The sequence below is a fragment of the Pseudomonas trivialis genome, from assembly GCF_036864995.1.
In the GTDB taxonomy this organism is placed as follows: domain Bacteria; phylum Pseudomonadota; class Gammaproteobacteria; order Pseudomonadales; family Pseudomonadaceae; genus Aquipseudomonas; species Aquipseudomonas trivialis.
On record NZ_CP142151.1, the window covers coordinates 2,009,595 to 2,034,889 of the forward strand.

The 25,295-nt window shown below is 59.3% G+C and carries 21 protein-coding genes, 1 tRNA gene and 1 pseudogene; 17 read left to right on the forward strand and 6 right to left on the reverse strand.

All coding sequences use genetic code 11. The annotated features are described in order from the left end of the window. Positions 1-92 precede the first annotated feature (92 nt). Positions 93-2,042: a flavin monoamine oxidase family protein gene (locus VRB54_RS09070; protein ID WP_338480454.1), complete on the reverse strand. Its 1,950-nt coding sequence runs from the start codon at positions 2,040-2,042 to the stop codon at positions 93-95. 774 nt (positions 2,043-2,816) lie between these two features. Between VRB54_RS09070 and mgtA the strand changes: the two genes are divergently transcribed. From mgtA to VRB54_RS09095, 5 genes are all read left to right on the forward strand, one after another. Beyond that, entirely contained in the window at positions 2,817-5,522 is a 2,706-nt protein-coding gene (gene mgtA, locus VRB54_RS09075; RefSeq protein WP_209980975.1) for a magnesium-translocating P-type ATPase, read from the forward strand. Between the two features lie 93 nt (positions 5,523-5,615). Beyond that, positions 5,616-6,332 carry an MgtC/SapB family protein gene (locus VRB54_RS09080; RefSeq protein WP_338480456.1) on the forward strand — a complete coding sequence of 239 codons (717 nt, stop codon included), beginning with the start codon at positions 5,616-5,618 and terminating at the stop codon, positions 6,330-6,332. 296 nt (positions 6,333-6,628) lie between these two features. Beyond that, positions 6,629-7,255: a response regulator transcription factor gene (locus VRB54_RS09085; RefSeq protein WP_209980979.1), complete on the forward strand. Its 627-nt coding sequence runs from the start codon at positions 6,629-6,631 to the stop codon at positions 7,253-7,255. Between the two features lie 36 nt (positions 7,256-7,291). Beyond that, positions 7,292-10,885 (forward strand): transporter substrate-binding domain-containing protein, encoded by a 3,594-nt coding sequence (locus tag VRB54_RS09090; RefSeq protein ID WP_338480459.1) that lies wholly within the window; start codon positions 7,292-7,294, stop codon positions 10,883-10,885. A gap of 134 nt (positions 10,886-11,019) precedes the next feature. Beyond that, positions 11,020-11,436 carry a chemotaxis protein CheY gene (locus VRB54_RS09095; protein ID WP_338480461.1) on the forward strand — a complete coding sequence of 139 codons (417 nt, stop codon included), beginning with the start codon at positions 11,020-11,022 and terminating at the stop codon, positions 11,434-11,436. Positions 11,437-11,438: 2 nt separating this feature from the next. On the opposite strand, the gene dkgB is transcribed toward VRB54_RS09095, so the two are convergent. Both dkgB and VRB54_RS09105 read right to left on the reverse strand, forming a co-directional pair. Further along, positions 11,439-12,257, reverse strand: coding sequence for a 2,5-didehydrogluconate reductase DkgB (gene dkgB, locus VRB54_RS09100; protein ID WP_338480462.1), 819 nt, complete (start codon positions 12,255-12,257; stop codon positions 11,439-11,441). Between the two features lie 167 nt (positions 12,258-12,424). After that, positions 12,425-13,504, reverse strand: a complete 1,080-nt coding sequence (locus VRB54_RS09105) for a 3-deoxy-7-phosphoheptulonate synthase (protein ID WP_338480463.1) — start codon at positions 13,502-13,504, stop codon at positions 12,425-12,427. Positions 13,505-14,113: 609 nt separating this feature from the next. Between VRB54_RS09105 and VRB54_RS09110 the strand changes: the two genes are divergently transcribed. Both VRB54_RS09110 and VRB54_RS09115 read left to right on the forward strand, forming a co-directional pair. Then, on the forward strand, positions 14,114-14,863 hold the full coding sequence (locus tag VRB54_RS09110; RefSeq protein WP_338480464.1) for a carbon-nitrogen hydrolase family protein: 750 nt from the start codon (positions 14,114-14,116) through the stop codon (positions 14,861-14,863). Further along, the gene (locus VRB54_RS09115; protein WP_338480465.1) at positions 14,864-15,295 is read left to right on the forward strand and encodes a GNAT family N-acetyltransferase; all 432 of its coding nucleotides are present in this window, start codon (positions 14,864-14,866) and stop codon (positions 15,293-15,295) included. Positions 15,296-15,329: 34 nt separating this feature from the next. Here the strand turns inward: VRB54_RS09115 and VRB54_RS09120 are convergent, their stop codons facing one another. Then, positions 15,330-15,569 carry a DNA-binding protein gene (locus VRB54_RS09120; protein WP_338480466.1) on the reverse strand — a complete coding sequence of 80 codons (240 nt, stop codon included), beginning with the start codon at positions 15,567-15,569 and terminating at the stop codon, positions 15,330-15,332. A gap of 82 nt (positions 15,570-15,651) precedes the next feature. Here VRB54_RS09120 and VRB54_RS09125 point away from each other — a divergent pair, with 82 nt between their 5' ends. From VRB54_RS09125 to VRB54_RS09150, 6 genes and pseudogenes are all read left to right on the forward strand, one after another. After that, complete coding sequence (locus tag VRB54_RS09125; protein WP_338480467.1) at positions 15,652-16,035, forward strand: helix-turn-helix transcriptional regulator; 384 nt, start codon at positions 15,652-15,654, stop codon at positions 16,033-16,035. A gap of 150 nt (positions 16,036-16,185) precedes the next feature. Then, a complete protein-coding gene (gene uvrY / locus VRB54_RS09130) occupies positions 16,186-16,827 on the forward strand; it encodes a response regulator transcription factor GacA (RefSeq protein ID WP_003190387.1) in 642 nt (213 codons plus the stop codon). Position 16,828: 1 nt separating this feature from the next. After that, positions 16,829-18,652, forward strand: a complete 1,824-nt coding sequence (gene uvrC, locus VRB54_RS09135) for an excinuclease ABC subunit UvrC (RefSeq protein ID WP_338480468.1) — start codon at positions 16,829-16,831, stop codon at positions 18,650-18,652. Between the two features lie 32 nt (positions 18,653-18,684). Then, complete coding sequence (gene pgsA, locus VRB54_RS09140) at positions 18,685-19,245, forward strand: CDP-diacylglycerol--glycerol-3-phosphate 3-phosphatidyltransferase (RefSeq protein WP_003232771.1); 561 nt, start codon at positions 18,685-18,687, stop codon at positions 19,243-19,245. A 60-nt stretch (positions 19,246-19,305) separates the two neighbouring features. Then, a tRNA-Gly gene (locus VRB54_RS09145) sits at positions 19,306-19,381 on the forward strand. A gap of 229 nt (positions 19,382-19,610) precedes the next feature. Beyond that, positions 19,611-20,150, forward strand: a pseudogene (locus VRB54_RS09150) (tyrosine-type recombinase/integrase); the annotation flags it as partial. Between the two features lie 335 nt (positions 20,151-20,485). Here the strand turns inward: VRB54_RS09150 and VRB54_RS09155 are convergent. Then, positions 20,486-21,373, reverse strand: coding sequence for a LysR family transcriptional regulator (locus VRB54_RS09155; RefSeq protein WP_338480469.1), 888 nt, complete (start codon positions 21,371-21,373; stop codon positions 20,486-20,488). A gap of 111 nt (positions 21,374-21,484) precedes the next feature. Here VRB54_RS09155 and VRB54_RS09160 point away from each other — a divergent pair, with 111 nt between their 5' ends. After that, positions 21,485-22,552, forward strand: a complete 1,068-nt coding sequence (locus VRB54_RS09160; RefSeq protein ID WP_338480470.1) for a four-carbon acid sugar kinase family protein — start codon at positions 21,485-21,487, stop codon at positions 22,550-22,552. A 71-nt stretch (positions 22,553-22,623) separates the two neighbouring features. Here the strand turns inward: VRB54_RS09160 and VRB54_RS09165 are convergent, their stop codons facing one another. Beyond that, positions 22,624-22,923 carry a hypothetical protein gene (locus VRB54_RS09165; RefSeq protein WP_338481158.1) on the reverse strand — a complete coding sequence of 100 codons (300 nt, stop codon included), beginning with the start codon at positions 22,921-22,923 and terminating at the stop codon, positions 22,624-22,626. Here VRB54_RS09165 and pdxA point away from each other — a divergent pair. Genes pdxA through VRB54_RS09180 form a run of 3 tightly spaced genes read left to right on the forward strand, consistent with a single transcriptional unit; the run spans position 22,820 to position 25,295 of the window. Then, positions 22,820-23,542, forward strand: a complete 723-nt coding sequence (gene pdxA, locus VRB54_RS09170; RefSeq protein ID WP_338481075.1) for a 4-hydroxythreonine-4-phosphate dehydrogenase PdxA — start codon at positions 22,820-22,822, stop codon at positions 23,540-23,542. The genes VRB54_RS09165 and pdxA overlap by 104 nt on opposite strands. 16 nt (positions 23,543-23,558) lie before the next feature. After that, a complete protein-coding gene (locus tag VRB54_RS09175) occupies positions 23,559-24,536 on the forward strand; it encodes a cupin domain-containing protein (protein ID WP_338480471.1) in 978 nt (325 codons plus the stop codon). 39 nt (positions 24,537-24,575) lie between these two features. Further along, positions 24,576-25,295 (forward strand): cupin domain-containing protein, encoded by a 720-nt coding sequence (locus VRB54_RS09180; RefSeq protein ID WP_338480472.1) that lies wholly within the window; start codon positions 24,576-24,578, stop codon positions 25,293-25,295.

Below are 25,295 nucleotides of genomic sequence, written 5' to 3' on the forward strand. Positions count from 1 at the left end.
CAACCGGAATGGTTGGGCGTTTATAAGAGGCGACAATATGTTTATATAAAAGTCAGACGATTCCTATTGAATCGTGGCCTGTTTCTCTTGATTTAACGCTCAACCCGATACTCTGGATAATCACTCAGGGTAAAGCCGCCGTGGAAGGATGCCTGGGTCTTCTCGCAGATGTTGATCACGGTATCTATTGCTCCCCTGAAGCACGGTTCCGTCCAGCCAGCGTCAACCGAAAACGACTCGCCGCACAGGTAGAGCCCTGACGTGTGTGAGTAATCCCTGTTGTACTTCATCAAGCTCACCGCATCGTAGTAAGTGCCCGCGCGATAAAGTTTCGCGCAACCGAGTGAGTGCTTGTCATTCATCCAGCGCTGAACGACAGCCTGTTCACGCGCTATATAAGGCGAGATCTTTTGGTTTATGTTGGTCGATTTCAGAAGTATTCTGTCCAGCTCGTCTATACACTTTTCAACCAACTCTTCATCGGTGAAAAATAATAGTTTCGTGGCGTCGTCTTCCCATGTGTAGCTGAGCAGAATACAGTCGTAGGTGTGGTTGTTGTTATAGCGGTAAGTGTATGCGTCGTGTATCAGGCTGTCCGTTACGATGGTTTGCGGGATAGTTATGTTATGCGAAATAAACGATTTTTTTAACGGCGCATAAACCTTGCAACTGGTTTCCCAGTGGGCCGTTTTATAGGCTGATATTATTTCGAAGGGAAGCATTTTCTGATCGAAGTTTTCGAGTGATATCTGCGTTTCTATTAGCCAAGAGGGTAGGGTCATGACGACGGAGTCAGCGTCGATAAACTCTTTTTTTGCCCTCTCTGGATCGGCGCTGTTCCAATCGTAGTAAACCCGTATTTTTCCGCTGTTCAACTTTTTTAGTTTTGTTACCGAGCTGCTGGTCAGTAATCCGTGCCGATGCTCAACCAAATGTTCGTACAGCGATTGCCGGGTTTCTCCAGGCTTTATGAGAAGCAGTGACTCTGCCAAAGACCCAAGGCCAATATAACTGGGTTTGCTGAACGGCAGGCCTCTTGAATCGACGGTCTCCAGGGCATTCAAATAAGGTGAGTCTTTCGGAGTTCCGTCTTCATTCACGCGGCCATGGATCAACTGTAAGTGACTGCTGAAACCGAATATTGCGGTGCGAAGTGGATAAAGCGAGCAGACATCGTAAAACGCTCCCCAACTGCCATCACCAATACCTATGGCATAGAAAATTGCCGACTCCTGTGCGTTCATGCCCATCCCGCCAAAATTGCCGGGGTCATCTTGCCTCCATGTGTCGATGGCTGGCATTTTCACCAAATTCCGAAATGAAATACCTTCGTATTTTTTGACAATGGCTGTCCACATGTCATCCCAGTTTTCAGCACCATAATGTTCGGATACGTTTAACGTCATGCGTTCAGCGAATATTTTCCATTTTGCGAAAACCGTGCTTAAGGCTGCTCCGGGCGGCGGGGTTTTTCCATCAGTGTTCTTCCATATAAGCATGGTCGGCTCTTCACTTCCTTCTACGCTGCCTTCCCTGAGGTATATACCAGTTGATCGAACTGCAGGGCTGCCCGGATTTGGGAAGTCGGAATGCACTAATTCGAATGCGTCAGCGTAATAGGCCATGAGCGAGCGGCCCTCTTTAGGGTGTTCACCTGATTTGTTGAAGAATGGCATTCTCATTGCCCCCATTTCAAAAGGGGGACGGCCATATGTGCGCGTGTTGTGTTTCCCAAAAGCGGTAAGGTGTCTGCCGCCGATGCGCTGGGATTTTTCAAACAACGTGATATTTTTAAACCCGCATCTATGCAATTCGCGTGCGGCTGTCAGGCCGGTGATGCCTGCACCGATGATGCAGATTTTATGGTGGGTATCCGTTGCTTGAGCGACACCATTTTCCTGTTCTACCAAGGCGCGATAGTCAAAGCATAAATCCGGCGGGCCAGGGAAAGTTGCTCGCCATTTATTATCTGCGTCGCGTTTTTTCCGATGGGCCTGCGAGGCTATGTCTGCTGGGTAATTGAAGTTGGAACCGATGGTCATCCTGATATTCCCTGTTCAGTGTTGAGTCTCTGCTACAGGGTGAAGGCGGGTGCTGCTGGACGGGAATAAGCCGGGAGTGATTGTTGGATAGGGAATATCGTGTTCTCGCGTAGGTGTTGCCAATGCTGTTCAGTTAAGCGCGGATTCCCCGTGGCGAGCAGGCTTGTCCTGCGTTGGACTGCGCAGCAGCCCCAAAACCAGGCCCTGAGTAGTATCAGGTACACCGCGTTCTCCTTAAATCGGGGGGCGCTTCGCACCCCAACGCGGGGCAAGCCCGCTCGCCACAGCGCCAGGTCGGGGAATTAGCGGGGGCTTTCATTGATCAAGGGGGGCTTGAAAATTGGTTCCTGAACCCACCCTGAAGAATTTTCGTATTCACCATTTCGACACTTTCCTACGGTTTACTCTGCCGGCACCGGGGCGTAAGCTTCGCGCGTTTTCATCAATAGCGGAGACCCTCAGTGGGTACTTGTTCGAGCGACAGTTGTCGGCCGGTCTCGGTAACCGGCACGTACTTGGCAAGGTAACGCGCATTCTTTTCGATGCCGTTGTCTCGCCAAAAAAGCGAGAAGCGGCATCCCGGTAGCGGCCAGTCCTGGCCCTGCCTCGATCCTCTCTCATCGACGCTGACCAGCCACCCGATTACCTCGGGAGGCTACGGACGCGCCTGCCTGTTACGGCAGGCGGGCCAAATCTGTCTGTGCCTGTGAAATGGGCGCGGTGCAGAGGGCAGTACCTGCACGACGGGTTTTTACCTCGCGCAGGAGTAACACCATGAAACTCACTCTGCTCAAAGAGTTCTTCGCAGGCTTTCTGCGGACCCGCCATATCGCCCGGCATTTTCGCCGCCTGGCTATGCTCGAAACAGTGACCGACGCCAGCGTCAGCCGTGAAGTGCCGCCGACGTTGGCGCAAACCCTGGTGGCCGCCGCCAACAGTAATGCCGGGCAATTGCTCGGCACGCTGGGCAGCCATGCCGAGGGTCTGAGCACCCAGGACGCCGATGCCCTGCGCGTGCAATACGGCCTCAATGAAGTCGAGCATGAGCAGCCGCTGCCATGGTGGGTGCACCTGTGGCACTGCTACAAGAACCCGTTCAACTTGCTGCTGACCCTGCTGGCAGTGATCTCGTGGCTGACCGAGGACATGAAAGCCGCCACGGTGATTTTCTCCATGGTGGTGCTCTCGACCCTGCTGCGCTTCTGGCAGGAGGCCAAGTCGAACAAGGCTGCCGATGCGTTGAAAGCGATGGTGAGCAATACCGCGACCGTGCTGCGCCGCGATGCCGCCAAGCGCATTGAGCTGCCGATCAAGCAACTGGTGCCGGGCGACCTGATTGTGTTGTCGGCCGGCGACATGATCCCGGCGGACTGCCGCGTGCTCACGGCCAAGGACCTGTTCGTCAGCCAGGCGGCAATGACCGGTGAATCGATGCCGGTGGAGAAATTCGTTCAGCAGCAGGACGCCGCCACGCGCAACCCGCTGGACCTGGAAAACATCCTGTTCATGGGCACCAATGTGGTGTCCGGCGCCGCCACCGCAGTGATCCTGGCCACCGGCAACAGCACCTATTTCGGCGCGCTGGCCCAGCGCGTGACGGCCACCGACCGCGCCACCACGTCGTTCCAACATGGCGTGAACAAGGTCAGCTGGCTGCTGATCCGCTTCATGTTCGTGATGGCGCCGGCGGTGCTGTTCATCAATGGTTTCACCAAGGGCGACTGGACCGAAGCGCTGTTGTTTGCGCTGTCGATTGCCGTGGGCCTGACCCCGGAAATGCTGCCGATGATCGTCACCTCCACCCTGGCAAAGGGGGCGGTGTTTCTGTCGCGCAAGAAGGTCATCGTCAAGCGCCTGGACGCGATCCAGAACTTCGGCGCCATGGACGTGCTGTGCACCGACAAGACCGGCACGCTGACCCAGGACAAGATTTTCCTGGCGCGCCATGTCGACGTGTGGGGCGAGGACTCCGACGACGTTCTGGAAATGGCCTACCTCAACAGCTACTACCAGACCGGCCTGAAAAATCTGCTGGACGTGGCGGTGCTGGAGCATGTGGACGTACACCGCGAGTTGAACGTGGGCACGGCCTTCCACAAGGTCGATGAGATTCCGTTCGACTTCAATCGCCGACGCATGTCGGTGGTGGTCGCCGAACAAGGCTTGCCGCACTTGTTGATCTGCAAGGGCGCCGTGGAAGAAATCCTGTCGGTGTGCACCAGCGTGCGTCACGGTGACGTCAACGAGGCGCTGACCGACGAGTTGCTGGCGCGCATTCGCCAGGTCACTGCAGCGTTCAACGAAGAAGGTCTGCGCGTGGTGGCGGTGGCCGCGCAACCGATGGCGCCGGGTCGTGATACCTACAGCCTGGCGGATGAAAACAACCTGACCCTGATCGGCTATGTCGCGTTCCTCGATCCACCCAAGGAAAGCACCGCGCCGGCGCTCAAGGCGCTCAAGGCTCATGGTGTTGCGGTCAAAGTACTCACCGGCGACAACGAACTGGTCACTGCCAAGATCTGCCGCGAAGTGGGCCTGGAACAGCAAGGCTTGCTGATGGGCAATGACATTGAAGACATGAGCGACGCCGAACTGGCCAAGGCGGTGGAAACCACCAATGTGTTCGCCAGGCTCACACCCAGCCACAAGGAGCGCATCGTGCGCCTGCTCAAGGCCAACGGCCATGTGGTCGGGTTCATGGGCGACGGCATCAATGACGCGCCGGCGCTGCGTACTGCCGATATCGGGATTTCGGTAGACAGCGCGGTGGATATCGCCAAGGAAGCGGCCGACATCATTCTGCTGGAAAAGAGCCTGATGATCCTCGAGGAAGGCGTGCTCGAAGGCCGTCGTACCTTCGCCAACATGCTCAAGTACATCAAGATGACCGCCAGTTCCAACTTCGGCAACGTGTTCTCGGTGCTGGTGGCCAGTGCGTTTATTCCGTTTTTGCCGATGCTGCCGATGCACCTGCTGGTGCAGAACCTGCTGTATGACATTTCGCAGATCGCGATTCCGTTCGATAACGTTGACGAGGAGATGCTCGCCAAGCCGCAACGCTGGCAGCCGGGGGACGTGGGGCGCTTCATGCTGTTCTTCGGGCCGATCAGTTCGATCTTCGACATCACCACGTTTGCCCTCATGTGGTACGTGTTCGATGCCAACACCCCGGACCACCAGACCCTGTTCCAGTCCGGCTGGTTTGTGGTGGGGCTGCTGACCCAGACGCTGATCGTGCACATGATCCGCACCCCGAAAATTCCGTTCCTGCAAAGCCGTGCGGCGATGCCGTTAATGGTGATGACCGGAGTGATCATGGCCGTGGGGATTTTCCTGCCGATGGGGCCGCTGGCGCATTACTTCAAACTGCAGGCGCTGCCGTCGCTGTACTTCGTGTTCCTGCCGGTGATTCTGCTGGCGTACATGGCGCTGACCCAGGCAGTGAAGGGCTACTACATCCGTAAATTTGGCTGGCAGTAAGACTTTATTGGCAACATTGCCTGCCCCTGTGGGAGCCCGCTCTCACAGGGGCAGGGTCGTTTTAATCAATGGCTGCAGACAGGGAAATTTTTTATGCAGGCAATCCATAACATTAACCTCGATTCGCTGATCGATACCCTGATCAGCCTCACGGCGGCGTTCATCTTTGGTGGCCTGATCGGCTTCGAACGCCAGTACCGTCAGCGCACGGCGGGCCTGCGTACCAACGTGCTGGTGGCGGTGGGTGCGGCGATTTTCGTCGACATGGCCAGCCGTCTTGGCGGTGCGGAAGGCGCAGTGCGGGTGGTTGCCTATGTGGTCTCGGGCATCGGCTTTCTCGGGGCCGGCGTGATCATGCGCGAAGAAGGCAATGTGCGCGGGCTCAACACGGCGGCCACGTTGTGGGGCTCGGCTGCGGTAGGCGCCTGTGCCGGTGCCGACCTGATTCTGGAAGCGTTGTTGGGAACTCTGTTCGTGCTGGCCGCCAATACCTTGCTGCGGCCGATCGTCAATAACATCAACCGCCAACCGCTGGACGTGGTATCGGCCGAGGTGACCAACATCCTCTATGTCATCGCGCGTCGCAGCCAGCAACAGGCGGTGATGGTGTTGCTGGAAGCCGAGCTGGCGCGCTGCAATTACCCGGCCAGTGACATTGACGTGCGGCCGTTCGGCAGCGAGGAAGTGGAAATCGAGGCCACCCTGGCCGCGACATCGGTGGACGGCGACGAGCTGGACGCGCTGGTGGCGCGTATTTCCAGCTCGACCCTGGTGGTGCAGGCGTTCTGGAGCCCGAGTACCACCGACTGACGGGGCGCGCGCGAGGCGCGTCCAAGGTGCCGGCTCTTCAGGCGTTGCGAGGATAAGTCCTACGCCTGGTCAGGAATATCCCTTCGGTTCAGGCGTTATTACGTTGCTAAGGTTGCGCTCTCGCTGCTATCCGGCGGCGAAGATTCGGCTGTGTCTATCCGAAAATACTTTCAATCGAAGGGGCCAGGCTGAGCCGGTGTTGAGCAAGCGCAGTGCCGCCGGTCGGAACTGTCATTTCTCACAGGTACCTGCGTTCCGTTTGATGTGTGAGTGTACTTGCGTCTCAGGGGAGTGTTATGAGTAAAGCGTTAATCGTCGATGATCACCCGTTTATCCGCCAAACCGTCCGGTTCCTGCTCAAGCAGGAGGGTTTCACCGAGATCGATGAGGCGGGTAATGGCGCGGACGCGGTACAGAAGGCTCGGGAAGGTCGCCCGGACTTGATGATTCTCGACCTGTCCATCCCGAAGCTGGGTGGGCTGGAGGTGATCAGTCGGGTCAAGACACTGGGCTTGCCGTGCAAGATGCTGGTGCTGACCGCGTCCCTTGCGGAGTTTTTCTCTGCCCGCTGCATGCGTGCCGGCGCCATGGGGTTTGTCGCCAAGACCGGTGAGTTGGACGAGCTGCAAAAGGCGATCAAGGCGGTGATGTCCAATTACAGCTGCTTTCCCAGCTTGCCGAGCAGTTCGGTACGGCGGGACGACTTGCAATCCACCGAGCTGCAACTGGTGGAGTCGCTGTCTGATCGCGAGTTGGAAGTACTGCGCATGCTCGCACTGGGGTTGGGCAACAACCAAATTGCCGAGCAGATGCTGCTCAGCCATAAGACGATCAGCACCTACAAGACGCGCCTCAAGGAGAAGTTGCGTATGTCCTCGGTGGTGCACATCGCAAAATTTGCCCAGCGCAACCACTTGATCTGACCGCACATGAGGTTCGTCAGGATTCGCCCCTTCATCATGGCCCTGCTGCTGGGCTGGCTGCCGATGGTGGCGGTCGCTCTCGACGAGCCATCCTCCCTGCGATTGTTGGCGCATTCCAGTTTTCATGGTCCGTCCCCGGTATTGAAGGAATCTGACTGGCGCTGGCTGCGTGAGCGGCGCACGTTGCTGATGGGGATTTCCGCCCCCGATTACGCGCCCTTTGACCTGACGAACAACAATGGTGAGTTCCAGGGGATCACCGCTGATTTTGCGGCGCTGATCAGCCAGGCTTTGAATGTCACCATCGAGGTCCGATCCTACGAGACCCGCGATGAAGTGATCGAAGCCCTCAAGCAGGGCGCCGTTGACTTCATCGGTTCCGCCAACGGCTATGAAGCCGCAGACCCGCAACTGGTGATGTCGCGGGCCTATGCCAACGATCAGCCGACCCTGGTTACCCGCACCAGCGACAGCCAGGCGCTGACCAGCGACCTTGCGGGCAAGCGCGTGGCGATGCTTTATCACTACCTACCGCCAGAGACGGTGCGCGGCTTTTACCCCGACGCTCGACTGGAGCTGTTTTCCTCGACGTTCGAGGCGATCGCCGCGGTGGCGTTCGGTCGCGCCGATGTGTATCTGGGCGACGCCATCAGCACCAGTTACCTGATCAACCGTAACCACCTGAATAATGTGCGCATGGTGGACTTTTCCACTCTGGAAGTCAGCCCGTTTGCGTTCGCCCTGACGCGTGACAATAAGCAATTACTGGCGATTATCAACGCCGCGTTGGCGGCGGTGCCGGCCAGTGAGCAAATGGAAATTCTGCGCCGCTGGAGTGGCGGCAACCTGGGGATTGTCGGCGCCGAGCGCTTGCAATTGAGTGCCAGTGAACAGCGTTGGCTGGAGAAGCATCCACGGGTCAAGATTGCGGTGCCCGACAAGTTCATGCCGCTGTCTCTGATCGATGATCAGGGGCAATTCGAAGGCTTGAGCGCCGAGTTGCTGTCCCGTATCAGCCTGCGCACCGGCCTGAAATTCGATACCGTGCCGGGCCGCTCGATCCCGCGTCAGATCGATCAGGTGAGCGCGGGCGGGGCGGACATGCTGGCGGTGGTGACGCCCAGTGTCGAGGGGGCCGAAAAGGTTCGTTTCACCCGGCCTTACCTGACCAATCCGCTGGTATTGGTGACCCGTGGCGAAGAACGCAGTCCGCTTACGTTGGAGGACATGGTGGGTAAGCGTCTGGCGCTGATCGGCGGCAGTGGCCTGCACGATACGATTGCGCAGAACTATCCCGGTATACGCTTCGTGGACGTCGAGAACCCGGAACAGGCGCTGGCGCTGGTAGCCAATGGCGGCGCAGAGGGCGCGGTCAACTCGCTGCTCAGTGCGCGCTTTATGATCGCTCGGTCTTACCGCGACAGTCTGCGCGTTACCAGCACGATCGGCTCGGACCCCGTGCGTATCGCCTTCGGGGTTAACCGCAGCCAGTTGGAACTGTTTTCGATCCTCGACAAGGCGCTGCTGAGTATCACGCCGCAGGAAATGGATGAAATCATCAGCCATTGGCGCAATGAGGTCATCATCGAGGACAGTTACTGGCTGCGTCATCGCAACGTGATCATGCAGGGGTTTGGCCTGGCCGCGCTGTTGTTGGTGATCACCCTGGGCTGGGCCATTTACCTGCGCAGCCTCATCCGCAAGCGGGTGCAGGCCGAGCGCGCCTTGAGCGATCAGATGCGCTTCATGAGCGTGTTGATCGACGGTACGCCGCACCCGATTTACGTGCGTGACCGCCAGGGACGGTTGATGGCCTGCAACAACGCGTACCTCGACGTCTTCGGCTTCAGGCTCGAAGAGGTGATAGGCAAGACCGTGGTGGAAACCGACACCGGCAACCCGCCCCAGGCGCAGCTGTTCCATGAGGATTACATGCGCCTGATGACCAGCGGCGTGCCGCAGATTCACGACAGAATCCTCAAGGTGCCGGGTAACAAGGTGCTGACCATTTACCAATGGATGCTGCCGTACCGCGATGGCGATGAGAACGTGGTGGGCATGATTGCCGGTTGGGTGGATGTAAGCGAACGGCAACGGTTGCTCGGTCAGTTGCAGGAGGCCAAGGAAGATGCGGACGCCGCCAACCGTGCCAAGACCACGTTCCTGGCGACCATGAGTCACGAGATTCGCACGCCCATGAACGCGGTGATCGGCATGATCGAGCTGGCCCTGGCGAACGCCGAGCAGGGCCGCCCCGACCGCGATGCCCTGCAGGTGGCTTCGGTGGCGTCACGCGGCATGCTGGAGTTGATCGGCGATATCCTGGACATCGCCAGGATCGAGTCCGGCCATCTTTCGCTGGCCCAGGAACCGGCCAATTTGCATGAACTGCTGCTGTCGGTGGCGCGAGTGTTCGAAGGGCTTGCAAGATCCAAGGGGCTGGCGCTGCAGGTGGAACTGGATCCGTTGATGGATTGCCCGGTGCTGGTTGATCCGTTGCGGTTCAAGCAGGTGATGTCCAACCTGCTGAGCAATGCGATCAAATTTACGTCTCGGGGCCAAGTGCGGTTGGGAGGATGCGTTTCGCCGACCTGCGATGCAGACCAACTGGAGTTCAAGTTGTGGGTCGAAGACGCCGGAATCGGCATCAGTGCGCAAGACCAGCAGCGCCTGTTCAACCCGTTTATCCAGGGCAGCAACAGCGAGCAATCGGCGCGCAGCGGGTCCGGGCTGGGGCTGGTGATCAGCCGTAACCTGTGTGAAATGATGGGGGGCAAACTGCACCTGAGCAGCGTGCTGGGCAAGGGCACGCGAGTGGAGGTGGTCGTGACGCTGGCCCGCACCGCGCGGTTACCCACCGAGCATCCGGCGCCGGTTGCGCGGGTGCAACCGGTCAGGGCACTGGACATCCTGGTGGTGGATGACTATCCGGCCAACCGCGTGCTGCTGGCCCGTCAATTGAGCTTTCTGGGGCATCGGATCAAGACTGCCGAGGAGGGTGATCAGGGGTTCGAGCTATGGAAAGCCGCGCTGCCGGACGTGGTGATTACCGATTGCAACATGCCGCTCAAGAACGGCTACGCATTGGCCCGTGATATTCGCGCTTATGAACGCGAGCATGGCCGGGTGCCCTGCCTGCTGCTGGGTTTTACCGCCAATGCGCAACCTGAAGAAACCGAACGCTGTCGCGAGGCCGGCATGGACGGTTGCCTGTTCAAGCCGGCGGGCCTGGAAGACTTGCGGTCGGCGTTGGCCGCGCTCACCGATCAATCGCCTGTTGCGGGCCCCGTCGTTGCAGTTGATCTGGGCGCTCTGGTCTCGCTGACCGGCGATGATCGCGCCGCGCTGCTTGAACTGCTGGCGCCGTTGCTCGACAGCCTGCAGGCTGACCGCGTGCTGCTTTCGACGCTGCATTGTGAACTCGACTTTCACGCGTTGCATGATCTGGCTCACCGCGTCAAAGGCGGCGCGCGAATGGTCAGGGCCCAGGTGCTGGTCGCGTGTTGCGACACGCTGGAGGTGGCTTGTCTGCGCCAGGAACGCGACGCACTGGATGCGGCGGTAGAGGCGGTAGGTGTGGCGATTGACAATGTGCATCACGGCTTGAATGCTTATTGCAACCAGCCTTGACTGTGCTTTATGGCCATTCGGTAAGTTTGGGACAAGTCCTACGCGAAGGGGGAACAAGCCTGATTTTGTCTGCGGGATATGTCTGGAAAATGGGCCCTGCTCACCGACGAGCTCCGCCTGCGCAGGTACCCGATATGCCGAACAAAGCACTGACCATCCTGATTGCCGATGAACAGCACCTGCAACGGCTGCACATCGAGAGAATGCTCAATCAGCTGGGGTATCACCGCATTCTGCCGGTGCAAACCTTAGAAGAAGTCCAGATCCTGACGGCCATTCCGGCCGAGCCCTTCGATGTATTGATCATCAATGCGGGGCTGGCGGCCCAGGCGACCGGGCCGCACCCCCAGGCCCGTCATGTGTTGGTGTACGACCACCTGGACCTGGCAGCACCCGCCGGCGCAACGCCGACGTTGCTGGTACGTTTGCCCGGCGTTCCGGACACGGTCAACCTCGAGCACTTCATGGACATCATCGACCCCCCTGGGGCTTCGCGGGGTTTGCGGGTTTTACCGTGGCTGCGGGAGTTGTCCCGCAAGCCGGCCGCCTGAGTTCAATCCCACTGCGGTGCGATGCTCTTGGGGCTGGTCAGACGATGGCCACGTTCCAGGCTGGCAATGTGCGTCATGTCGTCCGCGCTCAAGGTCAGTTGCAGGGCCTTGAGGTTGCTTTCCAGGTTGGCGCGCCTGGTCGACGACGGAATCACCGCGTGGCCCAGTTGCATGGCCCAGGCCAGCGCGACTTGCGCCGCAGTGGCTTGATGGCGTTCGGCGATTTGCTTGAGTACCGGATCGTTGAGCACTTCGCCATAGGCCAGGGTCATGTACGAGGTGATCTGAATATCGTTGGCGTGGGCGAATTCCACCACCTTGCGATTTTGCAGGTAGGGGTGCAGCTCGATCTGGTTGGTGGCGATATTTTCCGCGCCAACGGCGGCAATCGCCTGTTTCATCAGGTCGACCGTGAAGTTGGAGATACCGATCTGACGCGTCAGGCCCAGGCGCTTGGCTTCCAGTAACTGGCCCATGAACTCGGCGACGGGCACCTGGTTTTCCGGTGACGGCCAGTGAATCAGCGTCAGGTCCAGGTAATCGGTTTTGAGCTTGCGCAGGCTCTCCTGCAGGCTGGGAATCAACTGGTACTGGGCGAAATTGGATACCCAGATTTTGCTGGTGATGAACAGCTCGTCACGCGGCACGCCACTGTCGGCAATGGCCTGGCCGACGTCGGCTTCGTTCTCGTAGATCTGCGCCGTGTCGATGGCGCGGTAGCCCAGTTCCAGGCCGGTGCTGACGGAGTCGATCACCACCTGGCCCTTCAATCGGAAGGTGCCAAGGCCGAAGGCGGGGACTTTTTGCGTTGGAATGGACATCGGATGCTCCTGAACGGGTGTGAACAATGGAGTCGAGTATCCACGCGTCGTTCCGTTGGAAAAACCGCTGAATCCGCAAAGGACTGTTGACCGAGTGGCACGAATCGCGGGGCGACTCGATCAACGGTGGAAGGGGCAAGCCCCTCCCAGACTTTGATCTTTCTCGGTCAGACGAGTGGGCGGGGCGCGCGCAAGCGTTCGGCCGCACTGCGCAGCAGTTGCTCGGTGGCGGTCCAGCCCAGGCAGCCGTCGGTCACCGAGACGCCGTATTTCATCGACGCGCTCAACGGCTGGCAGCCTTCGAACAGGTGGCTTTCGAGCATCATGCCGATCAGCGCCATGTCGCCCTGCAAGCGTTGCTCCAGCACCTCGTTGAACACGGCCGGCTGACGCAGCGGGTCCTTGCCGCTGTTGGCATGGCTGCAATCGACCATGACGCGTGCGGCCACCTTGGCATTGGTGAGGTCTCGCTTTACCTGTTCCACATTCTGCGCATCGTAGTTCGGCCCGCGGTGACCGCCGCGCAGCACCAGGTGGGTGTCGGGGTTGCCCGGGGTCTGGATGATCGCCGGGTGGCCCTGGCTGTCGACACCGAAGTGGCGATGGGGGTGGGCGGCCGAGCGCATCGCGTCACAGGCAATGGCGACGCCGCCGTCGGTGCCGTTCTTGAAGCCCACGGGCATGCCCAGACCGCTGGCCATTTCGCGATGGATCTGCGATTCGGTGGTGCGCGCGCCAATCGCGACCCAACTGAGCAGGTCATCGAAGTAGCTGGCCGCCATGGGCTGCAGCAGCTCGGTCGCGACCGGCAGGCCCAGGCGCAGCATTTCGCGCATCAGCTCGCGCGACAGCGTGAGGCCGGCGGCCATGTCATCGCTGCCGTCCAGGTGCGGGTCATAGGCCAGGCCTTTCCAGCCGATGGTGGTGCGGGGTTTTTCGACGTAGGCGCGAATCACCAGCAGCATCTGGTCGCTGACGTCCAGTGCCAGCTTCTTCAGGTTGCGTGCGTATTCCATGGCCGATGCCGGGTCGTGGATCGAACACGGGCCGACAATCACCAGCAAGCGTGAGTCTTCGCCATTGAGGATGGCGCGCACGGCTTGGCGATGGGCATGGATCTGTTCATTCAGGAACGGGCTGAGGGGCAACTGGTGCTTGAGCTCAAGTGCGCTGGGCAGTCGCCGGGTCAGGGCTTCATTGGCGCAGGTCAAAGCGTGGAGGGGCAGGGCGGCGGCGGAGGAGTTCATATTCAAGGCTTCCTGGGCAAGCGGCGGGCTATTCCCGCGCACTTGGCCTACTGGGGTGTTCGACAATTGGCCGGGTTGGCTACGTGTGTGGATTTGCCACCAGCGGGTGACCGATCGGAGGCGGCAGGCTGTCCCGAGCGGAGCTGGCTAAATCGCCATGCAGTGCAAGTGTCGTAACGGTAATAAGTGGCGTAGTTCATGGCTTGATTCCTTGTGTACTTGCAAAGTTGTTAAGGGCTGAAAAAACAAAACCCCCGGTCGGGGAGCCGACCGGGGGTTAGATTTCTCTGGTAGGCGACCCCTTGAACAGTGGGCGCCGATTTCAGGTATCAGGCGCGCCAGTGGCTGAACCAATACCCAAAATAAAAGCTGACCAGCGCGCTCGAACTGTTCACGCGGGCAGCCGCAACCGAGCGCTGTGCTCTGGCAGCAGGGCAAACCTGAGTGTGAGTGAGTTGCAGCATGGTCGCTCTCCGAAATGATGGTGCCGAGCTTACTAGAGGCGCGCAGGCAGATTCAATCAGTAATTTCTATTGCCCGGAGGTACTTACGGCTATGGGGTGAGTGCCGATATGCTGGTCGCCTGTTGATGACTGATCGGATGCGACCATGACTGCCCTGACCCTTGCTGCTGCGCAATCCATTTCCATTGCTGGCGATGTGCCGGCGAATATCCAACGGCATGTGGCGTTCATGCGCGAGGCGGCTGAACAAGGCGTGCATTTGCTGGTATTTCCCGAGCTGTCGTTGACCGGGTATGAGCCTTCGTTGGCGGCTGAACTGGCAATCGCTCCAGAGGACACGCTGTTGTCACCGTTGCGCGAAATGGCGCGCGAACTTCAGATAACGGCGGTAGTGGGCATGCCGATTCGATTGACACCTCAGGGAGGCGTACTGATCGGCGCACTGGTACTGGGCGCGGACGGTGGCCTGGCGCTCTACACCAAACAGCACCTGCACCCAGGCGAAGATGTGGCCTTTGTTGCAGGGCAGGGTGGTGCCGCTCTGGAATGGGGGAGCGACCAAATCGCGCTGGCGGTATGCGCAGATTTTTCCCACGCCAGTCATCCTCTTGCTGCGGCGCAGGCAGGGGCCAATGTATATGCCGCCGGTGTGCTGATCAGCGAAGGAGGGTATGCGGGGGATAGTGCGCTGCTGCAGGGCTGTGCCGTTGAACACAAACTGCTGGTGTTGATGGCCAACCATGGCGGCCCTTCGGGTGGCTGGGCCTGTGCCGGGCGCAGCGCAATCTGGGCGGCGGATGGCCGACTGCTGGCGGCTGCGCCTGGCATCGGCGAAGCGCTGGTGATTGCCCATCGCGATGGCGCTCAATGGGCTGGCCGGGTGGTGGCGCTTTAAATGGCCTTTCACCTTCGCGCAGCCACGCAGCAGGATTTGGCCTTTGCCCGCACGCTGACCCACGAGGTCATGAGCGATTACTACCAGCAATACGGCTTGCTGTGGTCTGACAGAGGCTTCGATACCGCTTGGGCCGACCGGGAAAACTGGCTCATTTGCCGGGACGCCGATGTTCTGGGTTTTATCAGCCTGAGCCGCGACAGCCGGGCGCTCTATATCCGCGAGCTGCATATGATCGAGGGCTGTCGCGGTCTGGGTGCGGGAAGCTGGGTGCTGCAACAGATGGCGTTAAAAGCACAGGCGCCAGGCCTGTTGCGGTTGACCGTGTTCAAGACCAACCCGGCGCGCAGGCTCTATCAGCGCATGGGCTTCAGCATCGCCGGTGAAGAGAATTGTTTCTGGCGAATGGAGCAGATTTGCCGCGCAAGCTAACCATGCGTCAAATCCTAATAAGCGCATACTGGCTTCAGGAACCGAATTCCTGATCTTCGTTCTGGCCATCAGCCTCAGCAAGGATGATCCCTTCTTTCATGCCCAAAAGGACCGCTACCTTATGGGCCTCCCCACGCCGCCCCTTTTTGCGCCCAGCGAGCACTTGATAGGTGGTTGCCGGATCCACGCCATTTTCACGGGCGAACGCTTGCACAGACTTTCCTTGATGTTCCAGCCAGGCCTTGGCTTGTGCAGCAGTGCGGATTCCGGGCATAGTTCAAAACCGTTCAAGTTTGTTTAACTAAGAAGTGAGTGTGTCACCTCTTGGGGTGTGCCAAATAGGATCATACATCCAAATGAGTGGAATCGGTTCGCGTTTAAGGCAAGAAAGAGAGCGGCTTGGCTTGTCGCAAAAAGTTTTTGGTGAAATTGGCGGCGTGGAGGCCAACGCACAAGGCAAATATGAAAGTGGCGGTAGGGCGCCTAAAGCCGACTACCTGTCTCGTGTGGCCGAGAAGGGCGTGGACGTGCTGTACGTGCTAACGGGCAACGCTACACCGATCCAACTGGAGAATCTGAGCCAGATCGAAGAAAAAGTGCTGGGTGATTACCGCGCGATGTTCAAGGAAGACCAGGATGCGATCCGCCGCCTGACGTCGACCCTGGCTGAGCATTCCCTTACGGTGAACGGCAGAATGACGGTGAACGGCAAATCCAGGCAGCCGCTTCAGGATTCCTGACGGTTTACCCAGGAAACAGCGCCGTTCGTCATCAGACGAACAGGCGCGCGGCGCCAAAAAATCATATATGACACGTGCAACTAGGTCTGTGCCTTGGTTTTTTGCTAAGGTGTTCGGCAATGTATAAAGACCATTTCGCGAGGTGTCTGCTTGATTAGGGTGCTAGTAGTCGATGACCATGATCTCGTTCGTACAGGCATTACACGAATGCTGGCTGACATCGACGGCCTGCAAGTAGTTGGCCAGGCCGAATCAGGAGAAGAGTCCCTGATCAAGGCCCGTGAATTGAAACCCGATGTGGTGTTGATGGACGTCAAGATGCCCGGTATCGGCGGGCTTGGCGCCACGACCAAACTGTTGCGCAGCCATCCGGACATCAAGGTCGTGGTGGTCACCGTGTGCGAGGAAGACCCGTTTCCGACTCGCCTGCTGCAGGCCGGTGCCGCCGGTTACCTGACCAAGGGCGCAGGCCTGGCAGAAATGGTACAGGCCATTCGCCTGGTATTTGCCGGCCAGCGGTATATCAGCCCGCAGATCGCTCAGCAGTTGGCCATCAAGTCTTTCCAGCCCACCAGTGATTCGCCGTTCGATGCGCTGTCGGAGCGTGAAATCCAGATCGCCCTCATGATCGTCGGCTGCCAGAAGGTGCAGACGATTTCGGACAAGCTGTGCCTCTCACCCAAGACCGTCAACACCTACCGTTATCGCATTTTCGAGAAGCTCGCCATCAGCAGTGATGTTGAATTGACCCTGCTTGCGGTGCGTCACGGCATGGTGGACGCCAGCGCCTGACATGACCACGCCGTTTGATCCAAGTGCCTTCCTCTCGACCTGCAGTGGCCGCCCCGGCGTGTACCGCATGTTCGACAGCGAGGCGCGCCTTCTGTATGTCGGCAAAGCCAAGAACCTGAAGAACCGTCTGGCGAGCTACTTTCGCAAGACCGGTCTGGCGACCAAGACCGCCGCCCTGGTGGCGCGTATCGCCCAGGTCGAAACCACCATTACCGCCAACGAAACCGAGGCGCTGCTGCTTGAGCAGACGCTGATCAAGGAATGGCGGCCGCCCTACAACATCCTGCTGCGTGACGATAAATCCTACCCCTACGTATTTTTATCCGACGGCGCCTTTCCGCGCCTGAGCATTCACCGTGGGGCCAAGAAGCAGAAGGGCAAGTATTTCGGGCCCTATCCCAGCGCCGGCGCGATTCGTGAAAGCCTGAGCCTGTTGCAAAAGACCTTTTTTGTGCGTCAGTGCGAAGACAGTTTTTACAGGAACCGTACCCGGCCGTGCCTGCAATTTCAGATCAAGCGGTGCAAGGCGCCTTGTGTCGGCCTGGTCGAGCCTGCGGAGTACGCCGAGGATGTGCGCCATTCGGTGATGTTTCTCGAAGGGCGCAGCAATGCCCTCACCGATGAGCTCTCCGGCGCCATGGAGCAGGCGGCCAGCACCCTGGATTTCGAGAAGGCCGCCGAACTGCGCGACCAGATCTCGTTGCTGCGTCGCGTGCAGGACCAGCAAAGCATGGAAGGTGGCACTGGCGACGTCGATGTGATCGCCGCCTTCGTCAACCCCGGCGGTGCCTGTGTGCACCTGATCAACGTTCGCGGCGGCCGGGTGCTGGGCAGCAAGAACTTCTTCCCGCAAACCGGTATCGACGAAGAAGTGGCCGAAGTCATGGCCGCGTTCCTCGGCCAGTATTACGTGAGTAGCCCGGAGCGCGATCTGCCCTCGGAGCTGATCGTCAACGTGGTGCACGAAGACTTCCCCACGCTGATCGAAGCGATTCACGAGTTGCGCGGCCGCGAGCTGGACATCAGCCACCGCGTACGCGGCACCCGTGCGCGTTGGCAGCAATTGGCCGTGACCAACGCCGAACAGGCCCTCAGCGCGCGCCTTGCCAATCGGCAGCACGTCGCCGCACGGTTTGACGCGCTGGCCGAAGTCCTCAAGCTCGAAGAGCCCCCGCAGCGCCTGGAGTGCTATGACATCAGCCACTCCAGCGGCGAAGCCACCGTGGCCTCTTGCGTGGTGTTCGGGCCGGAAGGACCGATCAAATCCGATTACCGACGCTACAACATTGAAGGCGTGACAGCTGGCGATGACTACGCGGCCATGCACCAGGCTCTCATGCGCCGCTTCAGTAAACTGAAGGAAGGTGAGGGCAAGTTGCCCGATATCCTGTTGGTGGACGGCGGCAAGGGCCAGCTGTCGATGGCCCGCGACGTGCTCAACGAGCTGGCGGTGCCGGACCTGATCCTGCTCGGTGTGGCCAAAGGTGCGACGCGCAAGGCCGGTTTCGAGACCTTGTACTTGAATGATGCCGCCCATGAGTTCACCTTGAAGGGCGATTCACCTGCTCTGCATCTGATTCAACAGATCCGCGACGAAGCCCACCGATTCGCCATTACCGGCCACCGCGCCCGTCGCGGTAAAACCCGGCGAACCTCAACCCTGGAAGGGGTGGCAGGGGTAGGGCCGACGCGCCGACGTGACCTGCTTAAACATTTTGGTGGCTTGCAGGAGCTGTCCCGTGCCAGCATTGACGAAATAGCCAAAGCACCCGGTATCAGTAAAAAGCTCGCTGAGCTGATTTATGCAAACCTGCACAGCGAATAGAATGCCTTTCCACCTCGTAGCCAGTTGTGCCGATGAATATCCCTAATCTGATCACCGTTCTACGCGTCCTGCTTATCCCGATTTTCATTCTGTTGTTCTATTTGCCCTACGAATGGAGCTATGCGGCGTCAAGTTCCGTGTTCGCTTTCGCCGCCGCCACCGACTGGCTCGACGGCTACCTGGCCCGCCGACTGGAGCAGAGCACACCGTTCGGCGCGTTTCTCGACCCCGTGGCCGACAAGCTCATGGTGGCCGTTGCCCTGGTATTGCTGGTGCAGGAACACGGCAATCTGTGGCTGACCCTGCCGGCCGCGGTCATCATTGGCCGCGAGATCGTGGTCTCGGCCCTGCGCGAGTGGATGGCCGAAATCGGCGCACGCGCCCACGTTGCTGTCTCCAACATGGGCAAGTGGAAAACCGCTGCGCAGATGCTTGCGCTGGTCATCCTGCTGGCCAACCCGTCGGACTTCTCCTTCTGGGTGCTGACAGGCTACGCCTTGCTATTGATCGCCGCCGGCCTGACCCTGTGGTCCATGCTCCAATACCTGCGCGCCGCCTGGCCGCATCTGCGGACTACCGTCGAAAAGAAATAAAACTTTTTTGAATCAAGGTGTTGACGAGCGCCGAGGATTCTATAGAATGCGCGTCACCAAGCGGGAATAGCTCAGTTGGTAGAGCACGACCTTGCCAAGGTCGGGGTCGCGAGTTCGAGTCTCGTTTCCCGCTCCAAATATAGATCTACAGGGTTCCATGGAAGTCTGTAAATCATTGAAAAAAGACGCTTAGGCGTCTTTTTTCGTTCCGCCAGCATCCATCGAAAGCCACGGGTATCCGGACGTTTTTAGTCCAGAATCTAGTCCATGAAAATGGCAGGCGTCGAGATCGGATTGTTGCAGGAGCCCGACGAGTCATTTGCTGAACATCTAGCCCTGAATTCCACCTTCAGGAGGCTAGAAGCATGGCTCTTTCAGATGCTGCCGTCCGGCAGGCCAAGCCTACCGGCAAAGACTACACCCTCGGCGATATTGACGGCTTGTCCCTAGCGGTGACGGCCTCGGGTGGGCGTTCGTGGCACTTCCGTTACTGCTGGAGCGGCAAGCAAAAGCGCATGTCGTTGGGCACCTATCCGCAAGTCAGTTTGCGTGACGCGCGTTCACTTCGGGATGAAGCGCGCAAGTTGTTGGCTCAAGGGGTCAATCCCCAGGCGCATCGCCGGCACACCCGTGAAGCTGACCGGCAAGCAGAAGAAAACACGTTTAAGAGTACGTTCGACTACTGGGTCGAGCATCGGTCGCTCTCCCTCAAGGAAGGCCGCCAAAGCACGCTGTCTCAGATTCGGCGGATCTTTGACAAGGACGTTCTGCCCACATTGGTCTATCGGTGAGGTACGCCGCCCCGATCTGTTAGCGGGTTGGCGCGAATAGAGCAGCGCGGTGCGTTCACTACTGCCGAGAAGTGCCGGACCTGGTCCAATCAGTTGTTTCGTTTCGCTATGGTCAAGGAGTTGTCAGCGAGAGTTCGTGATCCGGGAAGTCCGCTGGATTGATTGACTCGCACCGAGCGCTGACTACATCCAGCCCGATAAACGTTTTCGATCGTATCCCTGCTGAACATGTGTTGCACCTTGCCTGCACGATCGCCGAGTGTGTGGCTGGTGCCAACATGCGCGTGTCCATGGAGAACTGAAAGGGTTGTCGCCGTAGCGCACGAGTTTTTGTGCGAGGGTAAACATGCCTGGTAGAAGCACGGCAGCGTTATCAACCGGCAGCCGATTGACTGATTCGTCCAGCCCAGGTTGGCTGGCCTTTCGATCGGAGCTGCGGTGCGATCTTTTCAATGGTGCTTGGGGCATAGGTGGCTGAACTGCGCTAAAAGCCACTCTGCGAGTTCAAACTCCACACCTTGCAGCTCACTTGACCCTAACCATATCAACCCATATTGACTGCCATCAGGGTCAAAGCCAGCAGGTGCCGCCAGGCTTCCTCGTCCCACATCGTCAACGGCGAGTATCAGCGGACTGAGGGCGACACCCAGACCTGCAGCCGCAGCTTCGACAATCAGGGAGTGATGGTCGTAGTACCGGATTTCTGTGGGCCGAAGCGCCGACGGATGGGTTCTCAGCCATTGCGCCCAGGCGTCAGGTCGCGTTTTCGACCCGAGAGCAAGATAGTCGCCGCGTTCGAACTTGGGCACCAATTCCGGCCTCATGACAGGCCCAACCTTTTCGGGGAAAAGGGGCCGGACGTTCCACGTCTCGGGTATAGCGAAGTCTAGCCGTCGAATAGCGAGATCCACCTGACTCTTACGAAAGTCCACCAGCCCGCCACCCACGCAGAGGTGGAGGGCAATGTTCGGATGCGTCAGTTGAAATCCGCCCAGTCGCGGAATGAGCCAGCGCATGGCAACTGAAGGCTCGCAGGAGAGCACCAGGGCAGTCTTCTCAACACTGGTAGCACGCAGGCTTTGCACCGTCGCGGACAACTCGCCGAAGAACCTGCCAAGGGTGAGGTTGAGTGTCTCGCCGGCCGGTGTGAGCCGTAGGCCTCTGCCACTCCTCTCAAATAACTTGACCCCGATGTCGTCGGCCAATTTGGTGATGCGGCGACTGACGGCGCCGTGCGTAAGTGCGAGCGAGTCAGCGGCACGCCGGACTGAACCCAGCCGTGCTGTTGCTTCGAATGCTCGCAGGTCATCGAGCGAAGGTATGTCTGAATGGTCCATTGGTGAGAAATTATCACCAATAGCGATCAGAAACTATCGCTTTTTATAGTGTGAACCAATTTTTACAATCGATGCATGTTCAGGAGACATCAACCGAATATTGGGGGCCTAATGCTTACAAATCATCAACCCAATATCGGGGTTCTTGCCGATGATCTGACCAGCGCGGCAGATGGCGCGGCACCCTTTGTCGCTCGCGGGCTGAGCGCGCGAATCGGAAGGGGCCAGCTTCCGCGTCAAAAGGCAGCGGTCATCGCTGTCGATAGCGGTTCGCGTTCCGCCACTCTGTCGCAAGCATGTGAAGACATCACGCGATTGACCTCCCTGCTTGCCGGCTGCGCCGTACTCTACAAAACGGTGGACTCCACGCTACGCGGCCACATAACGCAAGAGCTTGAGGCGTGTTTTGCGGCGAGCGGCCGTAGGTCGGTGGTGTTCGCACCTGCCTTCCCCCAAGCCGGGCGTACGACGGTGGGGGGCATTCAGCTTGTTGACGGCGTCCCGGTTTCCGAGAGTGTATATGGCCAGGATCCTGTGCATCCGGCGCGGCATTCCGCGCTCGTCGATCTGCTCCCGAACTGCATTAAGGATGTCACGCTGCTTGATGCGGTAACGCAGGAAGAACTCGATACGCAGATTGCTGCCATCGAGGACCCGGAATCGATTCTGTGGCTCGGCTCTCCTGGAATGGCGGCAGCCCTGGCGCGGCGTTTTGTGCCAGCGAAGACTGCACCGCAATTGCCTGATTGCATCAGCAGCGATGTCCTGGTCGTCATTGGGAGCGCGAATCCGCGCAGCCACCGACAGGCCGATCTGGTCCGCAAACTCAGCAGCGTCACGCTGCTGCGCGGGCCCGCTATGCGTGAGCGCGACCCGGCGGCGGTGCTGCGCCGCATTGCAGACGACGCGGCGCGCGAACTTCAAGACCCTCGCTTCGGCGCGTTGATCGCCACCGGCGGCGACACGATGGAAGCTGTCCTGGATCGTCTCAACGTCCGTGAATTCGAGATCGTGCAAGAACTCGAACCCGGTTTTCCCCTTTCTCGCGCCAAGCTTGGCGATGGACGCACGCTCCTGCTCGCCATGAAAGCCGGTGGCTTTGGCAGTGACGATGCGCTAGAGCGCGCTGTCGCGCGGATACGCGGTGCAGCCCACGCCTTACCGAAGGATTTACTATGAAAAATATCGTTCCTCCCATTGCCCTGACGATGGGCGATGCATCCGGCATTGGGCCGGAAATCGTTGCCAAGCTACTTGCGAAGGGCGGCCAACGCGTGGTCGTGTTCGGCAGCTGTGTCGTGATGCAGGACATCGTGCGTCGGCTGGGCTTGGACATTGAGGTGAGACGCATCGATGCACCCGATGCGGCGCAGTTCCAGCCGCGCATCATTGAAGTCATCGAGACCACCCGGATCGTCGAGCCACCCCCTTGGGCAGATCAGCGCGATTTCCGGGCAGGCGGCCTTCGATGCCATCGTTGCAGCGATCGCGGCAGCCAAGTCCGCAGAGGTGAGCGGTATCGTCACCGCGCCGATCAACAAAGAGGCCATGAGCAGCGCCGGAATTCGCTACCCCGGCCATACGGAAATTCTGGCCGAGTACGGTGGCGCCAGTCGTGTCGCAATGATGCTGGCCAACGACGACATCCGTACCGTGCTCGTCACGATCCACACCTCGCTGCGTAAAGCGATCGAGCAAGGTGATTTCGACGCGCAGATGTCGGCCATCCGCCTTGCCCACGAGGGCGGGAAAGCGCTCGGCTTCCCGAACCCGCGTATCGCCGTCGCAGGTCTCAATCCGCACGCCGGTGAAGGCGGCCTGTTTGGCGATGAGGAAATCAGGATCATCCGGCCTGCAATTGAAGCGGCCCGTGCCGAAGGCATCAATGCCAGCGGCCCACATCCAGGCGACACGGTCTACATGCAGGCACGGACGGGCCGGTTCGATGTCGTGGTAGCCCAGTACCACGATCAAGGGCTGATCCCTGTGAAGTACCTCGGCCTGGAAAAAGGCGTGAACATCACGCTGGGCTTGCCGTTTGTCCGCACCAGCCCGGATCACGGCACAGCGTTTGACATCGCAGGCCAGGGTATTGCCGACCACGCCAGCCTGGAAACTGCACTTGCCTACGCACAGCGTCTCGTCGCTGCGAAAGCCACGCCAAACTAACCGAAAGGAAACCGTCATGGGACTTCGCTTCATTTTCATGCTCACGCGCAATGACCGCACGGTCGCAGACGCATCGCAGCAACTCCAGACGGCGCTCGGACTCGGCGTGCGCCACATTGGCTTCAAGGACATCGGCTTGCCGATCGAGCAGTTGAAGAGCCTCAATGCGGCCATCAAGGCGGGCGGTGCCACCTCCTACCTTGAGGTCGTGTCGTTGGACCGGGAAAGCGAAATCGTGTCAGCGAAGGCGGCTGTCGAGATCGGCGTCGACATTCTTCTGGGTGGCACGCGGGTCGACGACGTGCTGCCGATCATCAAGGAGACCGGCATCCGGTACTTCCCCTTCCCGGGTCGGATCACCGGTCACCCGAGCGTGCTGGAAGGCAGCATCGAGGAGATTGTCGACAGTGCCAAGGCCATGGCCGCGCGCGATGGCGTGCATGGCCTGGACCTGCTGGCATACCGCTCGGCGCAGAACGTGCCCGAGCTGATGAAGGCCGTCTGCGCTGCAGTCTCCAAGCCCGTCTACATTGCCGGCTCAATCGCCAGCCCTGAGAGAATTGCAATCGTCCAGAGTGCAGGCGCAGCTGGTTTCACGATTGGGACTGCGGCCTTGGACGGTCAATACCCCGCCGACGGGAAGGACGTGCTCAGTCAACTCGCTGCGATCCTGCGCGACGTCGCCGCCCTGAACAAGCATCTTTCGCCGATTCGCAAGAAGAACCTGTCAAGCGTGTTTGCCAACAAAGTCGAAGGGCAGTTCAACAATACGCACATCAAGGTCGCCATGTTCAAGGGCGCCTCCAACTGGTCCTTTCGACAGGACGACGATGAGCTGTTCTTCGTTCACCGGGGGCGCCTGCTCATGAAATTCCGTGACCGTGAAGAGATTGTCGAACCGGGAGAGTTCATCGTCGTACCGCATGGCGTTGAGCACTGTGCGGTGGCGTTGGACGCCGAGGCATGTGAAGTGTTGCTGGCAACCGCCGGCTAGGTTTCCACAGAAATCATCTCGCAACGCGCAGGAGCAATCATGTCCGAAGCCCAAGTGCTGCATCGCGCCAACGGCGCACCCGTTTCAACTTCCTTCCGCCAGGCAGCGTTCGGTGAGGACGATCCTTTTGCACGACATCGCGAGATCGCGTGGGAAGGCCCCGACTCAATGATCGCGGGTCGTACCCGTTTCATCGGTGAACTCGACGTTCCGGGCTTCCCTCACACCGAAACCATCATCGTCGTCGAGGGAGAGCTGACCCTGACCGCAGACGGAGCGGCGCCGCTGGTGCTCGGCCCGCAAGCGGGTGCTGTCATCGGATGCGGTACGGTGCTTCGCATCCAGGCCCAATCGGGCGCGCGATTCGTGTTTTGCGCGACCGCTTGCGACAAGCCGACCCAACGCGGGCTGTTCCCGCTGTGCGCTGAGGCCGACTTCAAACCATCCGCTTCGCTGCCCCCAGAGGCACTGCTGAGCCAGCCCCCGCAATGCCGCAAGGACAATGTCTTCACCGAAGACGGCATGCATTACAGCGCGGGCATCTGGGACTCGACACCGTACCACCGAATTGTTCGCCCGCATCGCATCAACGAATTCATGTACCTACTGGCCGGCAGCGTGCGGTTCGCGACACCTGACGGCAGCGTGCTGTCGCTGGGCACTGGCGACGCGCTGTTCGTGCCTCAGGGCGTGCAGGTTGGATGGGAAAGCAGTGATCGCGTGGCGAAGTTCTATGTGACCCAAAGCGTGCAGGCCTGA

Excerpts from the sequence above, each read along its gene's own strand:
- VRB54_RS09085 (WP_209980979.1), top strand. The coding sequence starts at position 6,629 with ATGAGTAAAGCGTTAATCGTCGATGATCACCCGTTTATCCGCCAAACC.
- VRB54_RS09175 (WP_338480471.1), top strand. The coding sequence starts at position 23,559 with ATGGGACTTCGCTTCATTTTCATGCTCACGCGCAATGACCGCACGGTC.
- VRB54_RS09180 (WP_338480472.1), top strand. The coding sequence starts at position 24,576 with ATGTCCGAAGCCCAAGTGCTGCATCGCGCCAACGGCGCACCCGTTTCA.
- VRB54_RS09095 (WP_338480461.1), top strand. The coding sequence starts at position 11,020 with ATGCCGAACAAAGCACTGACCATCCTGATTGCCGATGAACAGCACCTG.
- VRB54_RS09115 (WP_338480465.1), top strand. The coding sequence starts at position 14,864 with ATGGCCTTTCACCTTCGCGCAGCCACGCAGCAGGATTTGGCCTTTGCC.
- mgtA (WP_209980975.1), top strand. The coding sequence starts at position 2,817 with ATGAAACTCACTCTGCTCAAAGAGTTCTTCGCAGGCTTTCTGCGGACC.
- VRB54_RS09160 (WP_338480470.1), top strand. The coding sequence starts at position 21,485 with ATGCTTACAAATCATCAACCCAATATCGGGGTTCTTGCCGATGATCTG.
- VRB54_RS09155 (WP_338480469.1), bottom strand. The coding sequence starts at position 21,373 with ATGGACCATTCAGACATACCTTCGCTCGATGACCTGCGAGCATTCGAA.
- VRB54_RS09110 (WP_338480464.1), top strand. The coding sequence starts at position 14,114 with ATGACTGCCCTGACCCTTGCTGCTGCGCAATCCATTTCCATTGCTGGC.
- dkgB (WP_338480462.1), bottom strand. The coding sequence starts at position 12,257 with ATGTCCATTCCAACGCAAAAAGTCCCCGCCTTCGGCCTTGGCACCTTC.
- VRB54_RS09105 (WP_338480463.1), bottom strand. The coding sequence starts at position 13,504 with ATGAACTCCTCCGCCGCCGCCCTGCCCCTCCACGCTTTGACCTGCGCC.
- VRB54_RS09165 (WP_338481158.1), bottom strand. The coding sequence starts at position 22,923 with ATGGCCTCTTTGTTGATCGGCGCGGTGACGATACCGCTCACCTCTGCG.
- VRB54_RS09125 (WP_338480467.1), top strand. The coding sequence starts at position 15,652 with ATGAGTGGAATCGGTTCGCGTTTAAGGCAAGAAAGAGAGCGGCTTGGC.
- VRB54_RS09070 (WP_338480454.1), bottom strand. The coding sequence starts at position 2,042 with ATGACCATCGGTTCCAACTTCAATTACCCAGCAGACATAGCCTCGCAG.
- uvrC (WP_338480468.1), top strand. The coding sequence starts at position 16,829 with ATGACCACGCCGTTTGATCCAAGTGCCTTCCTCTCGACCTGCAGTGGC.
- VRB54_RS09090 (WP_338480459.1), top strand. The coding sequence starts at position 7,292 with ATGGCCCTGCTGCTGGGCTGGCTGCCGATGGTGGCGGTCGCTCTCGAC.
- VRB54_RS09080 (WP_338480456.1), top strand. The coding sequence starts at position 5,616 with ATGCAGGCAATCCATAACATTAACCTCGATTCGCTGATCGATACCCTG.
- VRB54_RS09120 (WP_338480466.1), bottom strand. The coding sequence starts at position 15,569 with ATGCCCGGAATCCGCACTGCTGCACAAGCCAAGGCCTGGCTGGAACAT.
- pgsA (WP_003232771.1), top strand. The coding sequence starts at position 18,685 with ATGAATATCCCTAATCTGATCACCGTTCTACGCGTCCTGCTTATCCCG.